The organism is Limnohabitans sp. Rim28, assembly GCF_000293865.2.
Taxonomy (GTDB): Bacteria; Pseudomonadota; Gammaproteobacteria; order Burkholderiales; family Burkholderiaceae_C; genus Limnohabitans_A.
Map to the genome: position 1 here is coordinate 361,924 of NZ_ALKN02000002.1, position 13,299 is coordinate 375,222.

Genomic DNA, 13,299 nt, shown 5'->3' on the forward strand with positions numbered 1-13,299 from the left:
GGTGTAAAGGGGTGATGAGGATAGTGGGCGTAATCAGCGGTACATCGCCTCGATTTGGGGCGTGTATTTTTTCTCGACCAATTTGCGCTTGAGCTTCATGGTCGGGGTCAGTTCCTCGTCTTCGGCGCTCAGCTGGGTGTCGAGCAACCAGAATTTCTTGATCTGCTCGACGCGCGCGAATTTCTTGTTGACCCGATCCACTTCGGCCTGGATCAGATTTTGCACCTCGGCGCTGTGCGTGAGGCTGGCGTAGTTGGAGAAAGGCACATCGTTGTCCTGTGCGTATTTCTCGACGTTCTCTTGGTCGATCATGACGATCACGGTCAGGTAAGGCCGTTTGTCGCCGATGACCACCGCGTCCGTGACATAGGGCGAGAATTTCAATTCGTTTTCCAACTCGCTGGGGGTGATGTTTTTGCCGCCTGCCGTGATGATGATGTCTTTCATCCGGTCCGTGATGCGGAAAAACCCTTCCTCGTCCACCACGCCCACGTCGCCCGTATGCAGCCAGCCATCGGCATCGATGGTCTCGGCGGTTTTTTCGGGCAGGTTCAGGTAACCCATGAACACATTGGGGCCGCGCACCAAAATCTCGCTGGTCACCGGGTCCAAACGCATTTCGTTGTATTCGGCCGCTGGGCCGATCGAACCGGGCTTGATGCGGTCCGCCGGCACGCCCGTGGCTGCACCGCAGGTCTCGGTCATGCCCCACACCTCCAGCATGGGCAAGCCCAGCGCCAAATACCAACGCACCAACTCGGGCGAGATGGGCGCTGCCCCCGTGACCAAAAAGCGCGCGCGGTGGATGCCGATCATCTTGCGCACGTTGTTCAGCGCCAGCAAGCGTGCCACGTGAAAACGCAGCTTGAGGCTGGCGGGCACTGGCTTTTGCGCCAATACCAAATCGGCCACCTGTTGGCCCACGCCAATGGACCAACCGTATATGGCTTGCTGCAGCCCCCCGGCTTCCTTGAGCGCGATCATCACGCCCGAGTAAAACTTTTCCCACACGCGAGGCACGGCCGTGAAGACGGTGGGCGCGATTTCGCGCACGTTCTCGGGCACGGTTTCGGGGTTCTCGACAAAGTTGAGCTTGGCGCCGGTGTACATCGAGAAATACTCGCCACCCATGCGCTCGGCGATGTGGCACAGCGGCAAAAAGCACATGCACTCGTCACGCTCGTCGCGGGCGATCAGGGTGTTGTAGCCTCTCACCGTGAACACCAAGCCGTGGTGGCTGTGCATGCCGCCTTTGGGTTTGCCGGTGGTGCCCGAGGTGTAGACCAAAATGGCCAGATCTTCGGGCTTGCAGGCAGCGCTGCGCTGCTGGAGCATGTCGGGGTGTTGCTGCGCGTGCTCGCGGCCCAAGGTTTGCAGCTGTTTCAGGCTGATGACCATCGGGTCCTGAAAGTCGCGCAGGCCGTCCATGTCGAACACCACGATCTTTTGCAGCAAGGGCAAGCTGTCACGCACGGCCAGGGCCTTGTCGAGCTGCTCGTCGTCTTCAACAAACAGCACGCGGGTGCCGGAGTCTTCGCACAGGTAATGCACTTGCTCGGGCGCGTCGGTCGGGTAGATGCCGTTGGACACGCCACCCGCGCTCAGCACGGCGAGATCGCACAACACCCATTCGATGTTGGTGTTGGACAGGATAGAGGCGGTGTGCCGCGCCTCAAAGCCCAGTGCCATCAGGCCATGGCCAATTTCGCCCACGGCCTGGGCGGTCTCATCCCAGGTCCAACTGCGCCAGATGCCCAGTTCTTTTTGGCGCATCCAGACATTGGGGCCACGTGCGGCCACCGCGTTCCAAAAGATGGCGGGGATGGTCTCGCCCGCCATGACAACATTTTTTTGCGGCGCAATGCCGGAGGTGTCCCAGAGTTGGCTCATGTTTTATCTCCAGGTTTTCTTCTTTTTCCAACGGCGGTCGGCGCGCACGCCCTCTTCTTTGAGCCCTAAGTAGAACTCCTTGATGTCCTCTTTTTCACGCAAGCGGGCGCAGGTGTCTTCCATCACAATGCGGCCGTTTTCCAGCACATAACCGTAGTCCGATGCGTTGAGCGCCATGTTGGCGTTTTGCTCGACCAGCAAGATGGTGGTGCCGCGCTCGCGGTTGATGCGCACCACGATTTCGAAAATCTCTTTGGTCAGCTTCGGGGACAGGCCCAAGCTTGGCTCGTCGAGCAGGATCAGATCGGGGTTGGCCATCAGCGCCCGGCTGATGGCCAGCATCTGCTGCTGCCCGCCCGAGAGCAAGCCCGCGTCTTGCGCAGCGCGCTCGCGCAAGATGGGAAAGTAGTTGTAAACGGCTTCCATGTCGCGTGCCACGCCATCGCGGTCCTTGCGGGTGTAGGCGCCCATCAGCAAGTTGTCGCGAATCGACAGCAGCGGGAACACTTCGCGCCCCTCGGGCACATGCATCAGGCCGCGCTGCACGATGATGGCCGGGTCCAGCGCGGTGATGCTCTGGCCCTGGAACTCGATCGAGCCCTTGCGTGGGTCGATGATGCCGCTGATGGTTTTGAGGATGGTGGTCTTGCCCGCACCGTTGGAGCCGAGTACGGTGGCAATCTCGCCGCGCCGCACCTGCAGGCTCACGCCGCGAATCGCCTTGATCGGGCCGTAGGCGCTCTCCACGTTGAGCAGCTTGAGCATCACATTGTCATCGGCTGCCTCGGGCGTGGTGTTCTGGGTCTGGGTGGCTGCGCTCATGCGGCACCTCCGGGCACGTAATTTTCACGGCGCAAGGCAGACACATCGTCCACCGAGCCCAAATAGGCCTCGATGACGCCGGGGTCGCTTTGCACCTGGCTGGGGGTACCGGTGGCGAGTTCTTCGCCTTGGCTCATGGCCAGCACACGGTCCGACACTTTGGAGACCAGACTCATGTCGTGCTCGACCATGAGCACGGTGATGCCCAGCTCGTTTTTGATGTCCGAGATCCAGAACGCCATGTCGTCGGTTTCCTCGACGTTCAGGCCCGAAGAAGGTTCGTCCAGCAGCAGCAGCTTGGGCTCGGTGCACAGGGCGCGGGCCAGTTCGACCACTTTGCGCACGCCATACGGCAGGCCCGCCACCATCGAATCGCGGTGGTGTTGCAGGTCTAAAAAGTCAATGACTTCCTCGACCTTTTCACGCGCTTCGATTTCGGCAGCGCGGGTTTTGGCGCTGAAAAATATTTCGCTCCACAAGCCCGTCTTGCGGTGTGTGTGGCGGCCGATCAAAAGGTTTTGCAGCACGGTGGCGTGCTCGAACAATTCAATGTTCTGAAACGTGCGGGCAATGCCCAGGCTCGCAATCTGGTGCGGCGGCTGGTCGGTCAGGCGCAACGTGCCTTGCGGCCCGGCGTAGTCGATCACGCCCGTGGTGGGGGTGTAAATGCGGCTGATCAGGTTGAACACGGTGGTCTTGCCTGCGCCGTTGGGGCCGATCAGGGTGAAGACTTCGCCGCGCTTGACGTCGAAGCTGACCTTGTTGACGGCCAGCACGCCACCAAAGCGAACGCTCAGGTCTTGGGCGGATAAAAGGATGTCTGCGTTCATTTCAGGCGGTCCGACTTCTGGAACGATTTTTGGCGCTTGAACAGGCCACGGCGGTAAAACGGGAACAACTGGAACCAGGTGCGCACCTTGAGCCAGCGGCCATACAGACCCATGGGCTCAAACAACACAAAGGCAATCAGCACCATGCCGTAGACCGTGCCCTGCAAACCGGCGGCGCCGCCAATGGCAGCGGGTAAAAAGTCTTTGCCCAAAGAAATCAGCTGCGGCATGACGATCAGGAAGATGGCACCGAGGAACGCGCCGTGGATCGAGCCTAATCCGCCGATCACCACCATCAAGAGCAAGTCGATCGACTGGATGATGCTGAACTGCTCAGGCGAGAGGAACTGGATTTTGTGCGCGTACAAAGCACCGCCAATGCCCGCCAGCGCGGCCGACAAAGCGAAAGACAAGGTTTTGTAGCGCGCCAAGTGGATGCCCATGCTTTGCGCCGAGATTTCAGAGTCGCGGATGGCCACAAAGGCACGTCCGGTGGACGAACGCAGCAGGTTCACGATGGCCAAGGTGGCCCCCACCGCAACGATCAAGCACAGGAAATAAAACGATTCGGTGCTGTCCAAGGTCCAACTGCCGATGGTGGGGTAGCCAACCATCAGGCCCGCGTTGCCGCCCGTCACGCTCTCCCAGCGGGCCATGCCCTCTTCGACAATGAAACCAAAAGCCAGCGTGGCCATGCCCAGGTAAATGCCTTTGACGCGCAGGGCAGGCAAACCCACGATGATGCCGACGATGGCCGAGAACACGCCCGCGCACACCAGCGCCAGCGGGAACGGCACACCCGCATTGACCATGACGGCCTGCGTGTAAGCCCCCACGCCCAAAAACGCAGCGTGGCCCAGCGAGAACAAGCCGGTAAAGCCCGCCAGCAGCATCAGACCCAGGCCCACCACCGCATAGATCAGCACAAAGGTCAGTTGGGCCAGCCAGTATTCAGGCACCACCCAAGGCGCAGCCACCAGAAACACGCCCAGCAGGCTGTACCAGAACACATGGCCGCCGTGCTTGGCCAGCTTCACGTCCTGGTTGTAGTCGGTTTTGAAGATGAAACGCATGCCGAGGCCTCAGACTTTCTTGCGCAATTGTTCGCCGAACAAGCCGTTCGGCTTGAGCACCAGCATCAGCAGCACCACGATGTAGGGGGCAATGTCCTTGAAGCCCTCGGGCAGGTAAAAACCCGAGAACGACTCGACGATGCCGATCACCAGACCGCCCACGATGGCGCCGGGCAAGCTGCCAAATCCACCCACCACCGCAGCAGGGAATGCCTTCAGACCGATGAAACCCATGTTGGCATGGACAAAGGTGATGGGCGCCAAAAGCAAACCCGCCACAGCCGCCACGCCTGCAGCCAAGCCCCAAACCAGACCGTTGATCTGTTTGACCGGGATGCCCATGTAATAAGCGGCCAATTGGTTTTGCGAGGCCGCCTGCATGGCGATGCCCAGCTTGCTGTACTTGAACATGGCAAACAGGCCCAGGCACAAAATGCCGGTGGCGCCGATCACCACCAATTGTTCGGCAGCGATCACCAATCCGCCCAAGCGCAAGACCTCTCCTGCATAGGGCACAGGCATGGTGTGGGTGTCGGTGCCCACATCGGGGATCATGGTGATCAGGCCGCGAAGCACATAGCCCACGCCGATGGTGAGCATGACGATGGAGAAAGCCGGCTGACCCAGGATGGGGCGGATGACCAAACGTTCAAGCAATACGCCAAAAATACCCATGGCCACGATGGCCGCAGGCACAGAAATCCAGAAAGGAAAACCCAGCAGCGTCATGGCAGCCAAGCCCGAAAAGGCCCCCACCATCATCAGGTCACCCTGGGCAAAGCTCACCGTTTCGGTGGCTTTGTAAATCAGCACGAAACCCAGGGCAATGAGTCCGTAAATACAGCCCTGGGCCACACCGCTGATCAGCAGTTGCAGCAATTGCACACCTGTCTCCTTTGGTTGAATGTCTTGCAACGCGCGTCAAAAGAGAGTTATGGCGCCCTCCGTGGGCGGCCTCCAACTTTTGCGAACGATCGTGCGATTATGGTTGTCTTAAAAGAGACTTTTCCTAGGGGTTGTCCCCCATTACGGCCCATACACAAGGCTTCAACATCACCTTATGAAGCAATCCATTCGCATCGGTTCGGGCCTGGGCTTTTATGGCGACAACTGGGAACCCGTGGTGGCCAGCATCGAGCGCGGCCAAGTGCATTACATCGCCAGCGACCATCTGGCCGAACTCACACTGGCCATCTTGCAAAAAGACCGGCAACGCGACCCTGCTCTGGGCTATGCCCGCGATGTGGTGCCCATGCTGATGCGCCTGTGGCCCTTGATGCAGCCGCGCGGGGTCCGGTTCGTTTGCAACGCGGGCGGGCTCAACCCCATGGGCGCAGCGCAGGCGGTGCAAACAGCGCTGGCTGCCAAAGGCTGGCACCCACGCATCGCAGTCGTCAGTGGCGACGATGTGCTGACGCAACTGCAAACACCCGACACCCGCTTTGACCACCTGATGAACGGCGCACAGGTGACCAGCGTGCGCGAGCGGCTGGTGTTTGGCAACGCCTATTTGGGCGCACAACCTATTGTGGGCGCGCTGGAGCAAGGGGCCGACATCGTGATCACCGGGCGGGTGGCCGATGCCGCGCTGTTTTTGGGGCCACTGGTGCATGGCCTGGGCTGGAAGCTGGCCGATGCGGCCACGCCCGAGGACTTCAACCGCTTGGCGCAGGGCCTGACGGTGGGGCATTTGCTCGAATGCTCGGGCCAGGGGAGCGGCGGCAATTTTGGCAGTCAAGGCCATTGGCAACAGATCCCTGACTTGGCACACATCGGTTACCCGATCGCCGAGGTCTTGGCAGACGGCACGGCCTTCATCACCAAAGCGCCCGGTACCGGAGGTTTGGTCAACTTTGACACCGTACGCCAGCAACTGCTGTACGAGGTGCACAACCCGCATGCTTATTTTTCGCCCGATGTGGTGCTCGACATGGGCCAGATCGAGTTGCGCGATGAAGGTGAGCACCGGGTGCGCGTGACCGGCGCACTGGGCCAAGCGCCGACCGATCAGCTCAAGGTGGTGGCGGGCTTCAAGGATGGCTTCAAAGCCGAGGTCAGTTGGGGCTTTTCCTGGCCCGATGCTTGGGACAAGGTGCAAGCTGCAGAGACCATGATCCGAACACAACTGAAAGAGCGCCACATGCCTTTTGACGAGCTGTTTGTCGAATACCCCGGCCTCAATTCAGCGCACGGCCCCCTGGCCCCGATGCCGCCAGCGGCCGAACTCAATGAGCGGGCCGAAATTTGGGTGCGCATGGTGCTGCGCACACCCAGCAAAGCGGCTGCCGATGGCTTTGGCCGATTGTTCCCTTGGATGGCGCTGAGTGGACCGGCTTTCACATGCGGCTTTCAAGGCCTGAACAACACGACTGAATTGCTGGGCATCTGGCCCACGCTGATTCCGCGCCAGCGGGTACCCGCCCAAATGGAGATCTTGGAGCCCAGCGCATGAACAACACACCTCTCGTCAAGATTCCACTGGCTCAGATTGCCCACGCCCGCAGCGGTGACAAGGCCGATTGGGTGGACTTTGGGCTGTTTGCCTGGAACGAGGCGGGTTACCGGATCATTGAACGCGAAGTCACGGCCGCCAAAGTGCAGGCGCATTTCGCACCCTGGCTGTCAGGCCAGGTCGATGCTTGGCCGCTGCCCAATATTTGGGCCCTGAAGTTCGTGTTGCACGGCGCACTGCAAGGCGGCGGTGCGCGCAATCTGCGCCTGGACAATCTGGGCAAATCCATGGGCGCAGCGCTGCTGCGACTGGACATTGAAATCAGTGCGCAAGAGCTGGCCCTGGCCCAAAAAACCACCGAACGCGCAGGCCCCTGAGCCCGCACCCGCAAGCGGGGTGCATCAGGCAAAACGGTACAAGCGCTGCGGGTTGTCCACCAAGAAGGCCTGTTGCCCTGCTGCATCTGGGACGATCGTGGTGATCGCATTGACTAAGGCCGCGTCGTCCGGAATATGCGTGTGGTTGGGGTGAGGCCAGTCGCTGCCCCACACGCAGCGGTCACCGTGCGCACGCCACAACTGCTGCGCCAGCGCCACGCCGTGGGTGTAGCGTTCATCCGGTGCTGCATGCGCATCGATGCGGTCTATGCCGCTGAGCTTGACCCAAAAATGGGACGCATCCAGCAGGCGCATCAAGGCTTGAAAGTCTTCGTGCTGCGCGCCCAGCCGTGCGTCGACACGTCCCATGTGATCGATCACCACAGGCACCGGGCTTTGCAACAACCAAGGTCCCAACTCATGAACCAATGCCGATTCAAAATGAACCTGTAAATGCAGCCCGTGGGCCGCCAAGCGGGGGGTCAGGGCCAGGACCTCGCGCACATCGGCACCCGCACCCAAATGCCGCATGAAATTGAAACGAACGCCACGCATGCCGGCCTGCGCCAATCGTGCCAATTCGGCATCGGGCACATCGACAGGCACCAGCGCCACGCCCAGGTAACGCCCCTCACCGTGGTCGATCGCATCTTCGACCACACGGTTGTCCATGCCATGCACCATGGATTGCACGATCACGCAGCGCTCAATGCCCAAAGTGCGGTGCAGGGCATACAGGGTGTCGCGCGGCGCGGCCACGGGGGTGATTTGGCGCAAAGGGTTGTAAGCAAAGCGCTCGGGGGGGCCAAACACATGGACATGCGCATCGCAGGCGCCCGGTGGAAGCTGCCAGCGGGGTGTTTGTGGCTGCGCATCATAGGTACGCACCGGCAACTGCTGATCGTGCAAGGAGGTCATGCGGGGCTGCTCGGATGAACAAATAAGGTTCGGCGGGTATTGCGGAACAAGGGCCGCACGCGGCTGCTCCAATCGGTGTGGCGCACGGCCAGCCAAGGTTCTGACTCGGTCACTTGGGCGCTCTCCAAGTCATAACAGGCCACATGCAGGGGCAGCCCAGCAGGACCCTCGCAACGCATCAAACGGCGCGCTCTGATGCATCCCGGCACCTTGGACAAGCCGGGCAAATGCTCTTGTTCGTACCAAGCTTGAAAATCATCTTCACCACCCACGGCCACATCGGTTTCGACCACATAGTGAAAACCGGCTTGAACCCGAGACATGGCACCGCCTGGCACCATCAGATCAGTGCCAGGGGCCAGCGTTTCCCAGAATGCGCCCGCGCTTGGACTTGGACGCTCGTGAAGCGGACCTGTCCAATAATGCCGCCAGCCTTGTACGTCACCACGCCATGCACGCCACGATTGCAGGTCTGCCAAGGCCGGCCCATGCCACGGACCGGCCTGATCACATAACCAAATTGCACTCACATCGTCTCCCTGTTCCTGGACGTTAAAGGCCTGCGCAGCTTGCCAACTCAAGCATCCAAGCGGATGTTGCGCGCCTTGATCAAAGCCGCCCACTTGTTCGTATCCGCCCTGAGCAATGCGGCCATCTCCTCCGGACTTGTGGCCCGCGGTTCGGCGCCCGACTGCAACAAACGGTTGGCCACAGCGGGGTCGGCCAAGGCCCGTCGCGTGGCCGCATTGAGCGCCTCCACGATGGGGCGGGGGGTCTTTGATGAGACAAAAAAGGCATACCAATTGTTGGTGTCCACCGCTGGAAAACCCATCTCCTCAAAGGTCTTGACCTCGGGCAAGCCAGGGTGGCGAGTGCGCGAAGCCATGCCCAAAGCCTTGAGCCGGCCCGCCTTGATCTGCCCCATGACCGCAGGCACATCCGCGAACACGCCGGCCACCTGCCCGCCCAGCAAATTGGTCAATGCAGGCGCCATGCCGTTAAAGGGCACATGCAGCAAGTCCAACTTGGTGGCATCTTGCATTTGGAGCAGGGCCAAATGGGGAATGCTCCCCATGCCGGAGGACGCCATCGGAACCGGCGCATTGGCCGCTCTGGCCCGTTGCACAAAATCGACGGCATCCGTCGCCGGGTTTTGCGCACTGGTGACCAACACTTCGACGTTGTTGACCACCAAAGACACCGGCGTGAAATCACGCACCATGTCATAGGGCAGTTTGTCGTACAAGGCAGGGTTGATGGCAGCAGCACCCACGCTGGTGATCCACACGGTGCTCCCATCGGGTTCGCCTTTCAGGGTCTCCATCGCACCGATCGCGCCGTTGGCACCCGGTTTGTTGTCCACCAGGACTGGACGCCCCAACTCGCGCGACAAGGTTTCGGCCAAAGTCCGCGCCACAAAATCCACCGGACCACCTGGTGCAAACGCCACGATCAAGCGCACGGGTCGGCTGTTGCTCTGCGCCCATGTGACGCGACCCAGGCTGGTTGCCAAGGCACCGGCACTGGTGCGCTGCAACCACTGTCGTCTGGAAAAATGTTGGCTCATGCGTATCTCCTGTGAATGAATGGGTTGGTGATCAGTTGCAGCGCACAGTCATGCCACCGTCGACCACAATTTCAGTACCTGTGATGAACCGCGCGTCATCTGAGGCCAAAAACAGCGCAGCGCTGGCACTGTCGCGCCCGTCCCCCATGAAGCCCAAGGGAATCCTGGCCAAACGCTGGTTCAACAGGGCCTGCACATCGCCCCCAGAGCGCTGGCCCGCCAGGCGTGACTCAACCATGGGCGTGTGCAACTGGCCTGGTACCACGGTGTTGACCCGGATGTGATCTGGCGCATGCTGTATGGCCATCACCTTGGACATCTGAATCACGCCAGCTTTGGCAGCGGCATAGGCCACTTGAGCGCTGCCTGTCCATCGGATGCCCGACGTGGAGGCCATGTTGACAATGGCGCCCCCTCCTCGGGCCTTGAGCCAAGGCAAGGCATGCTTACAGGTCAGAAAAACGCTTTTGAGGTTGAAGTTGATCTGCGCATCCCAGACTTCTTCGCTCATCTCCACCGGGCCACCGGGAGCCGAACCGCCCACATTGTTGATGAGGATGTCGAGCCCGCCCAAACGCTCCACGCAAGCCTGCACCATGCGCTTCACACTGGCGCTGTCGGTCACATCGCACTCAAACGGATGAATGGCCTGGGCATGCTCACCCGCCAAAGCCAGCGTCTGCGCCAAACGAGAGGGGTCAAAGTCAACCGCCCAAACCTGTGCGCCCTCTTGTGCCAGGCGCACAGCCATGGCACGCCCATTGCCCCATCCTGGCCCCACACACCCAGCCCCTGTGACCAAGGCCACTTTGTTTGCAAATCTCATGCTTGAAAATTCAGGTATTGAAGACACCCAGTGTGCGGTTGCGGCATGGCTCTGTAAATGCTGAAATGGCTATACCAGCTATAGAATGATCAAATTTACAAATGACGCCATGGACTTGCGGCAACTTGAATCCTTTGCCACGGTGGCCGACAGCGGCAGTGTGAGTCGGGCAGCGACCGCCTTGCACCTGAGTCAGCCCAGCATCAGCCGCCAACTCGGTTTGCTCGAGGCAGACCTCGGGCAACGCTTGTTTGAACGGCATGGTCGTGGCGTGCGGCTGACCCCTGCGGGCCAGGCCCTGCTGGTCCATGCGCGCACCTTGCTGGAAGGCGCGCGCCAGGCAAGGCGCCAACTGATGGACATGAACGAAGAACCCAGCGGACGGGTGGTGGTCGGCTTGCCGCACCGCGTGGCAACGGGTCTTTGTGTGCCACTGGTGGAGCGTTTTCGGCAACAACTGCCCAACGCCATGATCAGCATCAGTGAAGGCCTGAGCCTGTCACTGCGGGAAGATCTTATTCAAGGGCGCATCGATTTGGCCTTGTTGTTCGACCCAGCACCCACACCCTTGATTGTCAGTGAACCCCTCATGCGTGAACGCTTGCTGCTGGTGGCACCGCATGGCACCCGGTTAAAGCCCCGGGTTTCCCTGGCAGAACTGGCACAGATGCCGATGATTTTGCCCTCAGCCCCCAACCCGATCCGCAGCCTGGTCGATGCGGTCTTGTTGCCCCGGCGAATCGGCCTGCAGATCGTGGCTGAAGTAGGCGCTGTTCACAGTGCCATCGCTTTGGTTGAGCATGGGGTGGGCTGCTCGATCCTGCCGCAAAGCGCACTGTTGATGGCCCAGCAGGCCGAGCGTTTGCCCACCGCCTTGATCGGACCTCCGGCCCTTTGGAATCGGCTGGTGCTGGCCATGCCTGCGGCGCGTCCGCTTTCACGGCTCCAACAAACCACTGCCGCCCTGTTGCGGCAGATGGACTTTCGCGGTCCCAACTGATCCGGCTTGCGCGGATCAGACGGTCATTTCACACGCGCTCGATGATCAGCGCAATGCCTTGGCCCACGCCAATGCACATGGTGCACAAGGCATAGCGGCCAGCGGTTTGCTGCAAGCGGTTGATGGCCGTGGTGGCCAAACGTGCGCCCGATGCCCCCAGCGGGTGACCCAAAGCAATCGCACCGCCCCAGGCGTTCACACGGGCGTCGTCGTCTTTCAGGCCCAACATGCGCATCACGGCCAAGCCTTGAGCCGCAAAAGCCTCGTTCAGTTCAATCACGTCCATGTGGTCCATGGTCAGGCCGGTTTGCGCCAGCACCTTGAGCGTGGCGGGGGCAGGGCCAATGCCCATCACGCGCGGGGCCACACCGGCCGTGGCCATGCCCACGATGCGGGCCTTGGGGGTCAGGCCGTTTTTGGCAGCGGTGGCTTCGTCGGCCAACAGCAGTGCGCAAGCGCCATCGTTCACACCCGAGGCATTGCCTGCGGTCACGGTGCCATCGGGGCGCACCACGCCTTTGAGCTTGGCCAGCGCTTCGAGGCTGGTTTCGCGGGGGTGCTCGTCGGTGTCCACAAGAACAGCGTCACCTTTTTTCTGGGGGATGCTCACGCCCACAATTTCACGCGCCAGATGACCGGCCTTGATGGCTGCCACGGCACGCAATTGGCTGTTGTAGGCCATCAGGTCTTGCGCTTCGCGCTCAATCTTGTAATCGGTGGCCACGTTTTCAGCGGTCTCGGGCATGGAGTCCACGCCATATTGGGCTTTCATCAGCTTGTTGATGAAGCGCCAGCCAATGGTCGTGTCGTACACAGCGTTGGCACGGCTGAAGGCCGTTTCGGCTTTGGGCATGACAAACGGAGCGCGGCTCATGCTCTCGACACCCCCCGCAATCATCAAACCGGCTTCACCGGCCTTGATGGCGCGTGCTGCGGTGCCAATCGCGTCCAGACCGGAACCGCACAAGCGGTTGATGGTGGCGCCGGGTACGTCGATGGGCAATCCGGCCAACAAGCTGGCCATGTGGGCCACGTTGCGGTTGTCTTCGCCGGCTTGGTTGGCGCAGCCGTACAGCACGTCGGTCACGGCGGCCCAGTCCACGTTGGGGTTGCGCGCCATCAAGGCGCGCAAAGGCACTGCACCCAAATCATCGGTGCGCACACTTGAAAGTGCACCACCGTAGCGGCCAAAGGGGGTACGGATCGCGTCGCAAATGTAGGCTTGGTTCATGTGACTGGTCTCTTCAGGGTGTGAAATATGCATTATATTGCATGCACTGCGGTTGTTCTATGACATTCTAGAGACGCTTTGCGGGCTGGGGTGAGCGTTTGACGACAGTACAGGTAAGTGCTGTCAGTTTTTGTCTGCAAGGCGAGACGGCGGCGCTGGCCGGGCTCAGAGGCGCTTCGCTTTGCCACATCGCCCAACCAGCGCCGCCATCCCGCCTTGCTAGGTTGCTGTTGATATGTGCCCTGTCGCGTTTTGAACCCTCCGCGAAACGCCCACGTGAGAGGCCGGGGTGCGGGGCCGGGGCGATGTGGCA

13 protein-coding genes are annotated in these 13,299 nt (G+C 60.8%); 3 read left to right on the forward strand and 10 right to left on the reverse strand.

Annotated features, from left to right (window positions below):
* Window positions 1–33: 33 nt before the first annotated feature.
* From B472_RS04255 to B472_RS04275, 5 genes are read right to left on the reverse strand one after another with little or no spacing between them, the layout of a single operon-like run.
* Window positions 34–1,890 carry a long-chain fatty acid--CoA ligase gene (locus tag B472_RS04255; protein ID WP_019425521.1) on the reverse strand — a complete coding sequence of 619 codons (1,857 nt, stop codon included), beginning with the start codon at window positions 1,888–1,890 and terminating at the stop codon, window positions 34–36.
* 3 nt (window positions 1,891–1,893) lie between these two features.
* Window positions 1,894–2,712, reverse strand: coding sequence for an ABC transporter ATP-binding protein (locus B472_RS04260; RefSeq protein ID WP_019425522.1), 819 nt, complete (start codon window positions 2,710–2,712; stop codon window positions 1,894–1,896).
* Window positions 2,709–3,542 (reverse strand): ABC transporter ATP-binding protein, encoded by an 834-nt coding sequence (locus tag B472_RS04265; RefSeq protein WP_019425523.1) that lies wholly within the window; start codon window positions 3,540–3,542, stop codon window positions 2,709–2,711. Before B472_RS04265 ends, B472_RS04260 begins: the two co-directional genes overlap by 4 nt.
* On the reverse strand, window positions 3,539–4,615 hold the full coding sequence (locus tag B472_RS04270) for a branched-chain amino acid ABC transporter permease (protein WP_019425524.1): 1,077 nt from the start codon (window positions 4,613–4,615) through the stop codon (window positions 3,539–3,541). Before B472_RS04270 ends, B472_RS04265 begins: the two co-directional genes overlap by 4 nt.
* A gap of 9 nt (window positions 4,616–4,624) precedes the next feature.
* Window positions 4,625–5,500, reverse strand: coding sequence for a branched-chain amino acid ABC transporter permease (locus B472_RS04275; protein WP_026039244.1), 876 nt, complete (start codon window positions 5,498–5,500; stop codon window positions 4,625–4,627).
* Between the two features lie 175 nt (window positions 5,501–5,675).
* On the opposite strand from B472_RS04275, the gene B472_RS04280 reads away from it, so the two are divergent.
* Both B472_RS04280 and B472_RS04285 read left to right on the forward strand, forming a co-directional pair.
* Complete coding sequence (locus B472_RS04280) at window positions 5,676–7,067, forward strand: acyclic terpene utilization AtuA family protein (protein WP_019425526.1); 1,392 nt, start codon at window positions 5,676–5,678, stop codon at window positions 7,065–7,067.
* Window positions 7,064–7,444 carry a hypothetical protein gene (locus B472_RS04285; protein WP_019425527.1) on the forward strand — a complete coding sequence of 127 codons (381 nt, stop codon included), beginning with the start codon at window positions 7,064–7,066 and terminating at the stop codon, window positions 7,442–7,444. Before B472_RS04280 ends, B472_RS04285 begins: the two co-directional genes overlap by 4 nt.
* A 24-nt stretch (window positions 7,445–7,468) precedes the next feature.
* Here B472_RS04285 and B472_RS04290 read toward each other — a convergent pair whose 3' ends face one another.
* The 4 genes from B472_RS04290 to B472_RS04305 form a co-directional block, all read right to left on the reverse strand.
* Complete coding sequence (locus tag B472_RS04290) at window positions 7,469–8,362, reverse strand: amidohydrolase (protein WP_019425528.1); 894 nt, start codon at window positions 8,360–8,362, stop codon at window positions 7,469–7,471.
* Window positions 8,359–8,685, reverse strand: coding sequence for a hypothetical protein (locus B472_RS17475; protein ID WP_369908175.1), 327 nt, complete (start codon window positions 8,683–8,685; stop codon window positions 8,359–8,361). Before B472_RS17475 ends, B472_RS04290 begins: the two co-directional genes overlap by 4 nt.
* 254 nt (window positions 8,686–8,939) lie before the next feature.
* Entirely contained in the window at window positions 8,940–9,929 is a 990-nt protein-coding gene (locus B472_RS04300) for a tripartite tricarboxylate transporter substrate binding protein (RefSeq protein WP_050995403.1), read from the reverse strand.
* A 31-nt stretch (window positions 9,930–9,960) separates the two neighbouring features.
* A complete protein-coding gene (locus B472_RS04305; protein ID WP_019425532.1) occupies window positions 9,961–10,755 on the reverse strand; it encodes an SDR family NAD(P)-dependent oxidoreductase in 795 nt (264 codons plus the stop codon).
* Between the two features lie 109 nt (window positions 10,756–10,864).
* Between B472_RS04305 and B472_RS04310 the strand changes: the two genes are divergently transcribed.
* Window positions 10,865–11,755, forward strand: a complete 891-nt coding sequence (locus tag B472_RS04310; protein ID WP_019425533.1) for a LysR family transcriptional regulator — start codon at window positions 10,865–10,867, stop codon at window positions 11,753–11,755.
* A 28-nt stretch (window positions 11,756–11,783) separates the two neighbouring features.
* Here the strand turns inward: B472_RS04310 and pcaF are convergent, their stop codons facing one another.
* Window positions 11,784–12,986, reverse strand: coding sequence for a 3-oxoadipyl-CoA thiolase (pcaF, locus tag B472_RS04315; protein ID WP_019425534.1), 1,203 nt, complete (start codon window positions 12,984–12,986; stop codon window positions 11,784–11,786).
* Window positions 12,987–13,299 lie beyond the last annotated feature (313 nt).